This is a genomic window from Streptomyces sp. NPDC057638, assembly GCF_042800315.1.
In the GTDB taxonomy this organism is placed as follows: domain Bacteria; phylum Actinomycetota; class Actinomycetes; order Streptomycetales; family Streptomycetaceae; genus Streptomyces.
The window spans coordinates 1-1467 of sequence record NZ_JBHVHF010000600.1 but is presented as its reverse complement, the minus strand read 5'-3'; the positions used below and the strand labels follow the sequence as shown (position 1 = coordinate 1467).

Here is a 1467-nt window from a genome sequence, read left to right as displayed (position 1 = left end):
GGGCCGGGCCTCCCGGCGGTGCCCGTCCGGTCAGCGGCGGCGGACCGCCGCTGACGGGACGACCGCTCCGGATGGCTCCAGGGAACTCCCGGCTCCCGGCTCCCGGCTCCTAGAGATAGGGCGCGAGGTCGGGCACCGCCGAGAAGCCCAGCCCGTACGCGCTCATCCCGCGCCCGTACGCACCGACATAGACGCCCGCCGCCGTGGTGCCCGCCAGCACCCAGCCGAACTCCGACTCGCGGTAGTGGAACGGCGTCGGTTCCCCGTCCACCGGCAGCGTCAGCGTCGACCACTCCACGCCGCTCATATCGTCCGCGAGGTCGAAGGCGGCCTCGGTCTGCTGCGCCAGCCAGTCGTCCCGCAGCCCATGGTCCAGATGGGGCGGCCAGGTGTGGGCCAGCAGCCCGGAGCTGGCCAGCCAGGCGGCGGAGGAGACCGTGGTGGCCTCCAGCACCCCCGTACCGTCGGCGCTGCGCCGCACCGGGCTGGCGGCGACAGTGATCACCACGGCGAACCGTTCCCTCGGGCTCTCGGCGTCCGACCGTATCGACGGCACATCACCGTGGCCCATCGAACCGTGGTGGACGACCCCGTCCGACCCGGAGGCGACCTGCATCAGCCAGCGACGGCCGGTGAACGCCTCGTCCAGGCCGTACCACGGGAACGCGGCACGGGCGTAGGCGTCGACGGCGATCCGTCCCGGAACGCCCACCCGGCGCGGTTCGCGTCCTCCGGGAACGGGGGGTTCACCGACCGTGTCCTGTGCCTCTGTCGGGCTGGTCGTCTCCATCTACCCGGCCGCCTCCTCTGTGTCCGAGGTCTGGAGCGGACCCGCCCCCCTCGGGCGTCCTCGCGTCCTGACAGAGGGAGAGAATAGCCACACCACCCCCGCTCCCCGGGATTGACCGTCGTCAGCGCGCGTGTGCGCCCCGGCCGGAGGCGCCCTGTTCACGACCGTACGGAGACGGTGGGACGGATGGGGCGGAGCGCCGGGAGGCGAGGAGGGAGAAGGGCCGACGGCCCGAATGCGCCCGGGGCACCCGCCGCGCGCCGGACGCGTCGAGCCGATCAGCGGCCGCTACGCCGTGCGGGTGGCGGCGCGCCGCCCGCGGCGGCCGGACCGGTCCCGCCGCCGGGTTCCCGCCCGCCCGTCGCGACAGCGGACCGCCCGGCTCCGGCGAGCGGCTTCCGGCGGACCCGGCTCTCGGTCCCGGTCCTCGGTCCCAGCTCCTCGGCTCTCGGCTCCTCGGCTCTCGGCTCCCAGCTCCTCGGCTCTCGGCTCTCGGCTCTCGGGCCGAGGATGACCGGCGCGGCTGCGGCGGGCGCCCGGACGGCATCCGGTGGTGCTGGCCCGGCGGCCGGGCCGCCCGGGCGGCGTCACGCCCCCAAGAACGGCCCCGGGTCCCCGTACGCCCTCGCGACCGGCCCCGGGCCCGTACGCGCGCGAAACAACCCTGGTCCGTACGC

The 1467-nt window shown here is 75.7% G+C and carries 1 protein-coding gene; it reads right to left on the bottom strand.

Going from position 1 to position 1467, the window contains the following annotated elements:
• Positions 1 to 109: 109 nt before the first annotated feature.
• On the bottom strand, positions 110 to 790 hold the full coding sequence (locus tag ACFVIM_RS35100; RefSeq protein ID WP_384310428.1) for a hypothetical protein: 681 nt from the start codon (positions 788 to 790) through the stop codon (positions 110 to 112).
• Positions 791 to 1467: the final 677 nt, after the last annotated feature.

What these genes read in the sequence shown, in the direction of transcription:
- ACFVIM_RS35100 (WP_384310428.1), bottom strand. Translation starts at nt 790, where the DNA reads ATGGAGACGACCAGCCCGACAGAGGCACAGGACACGGTCGGTGAACCC.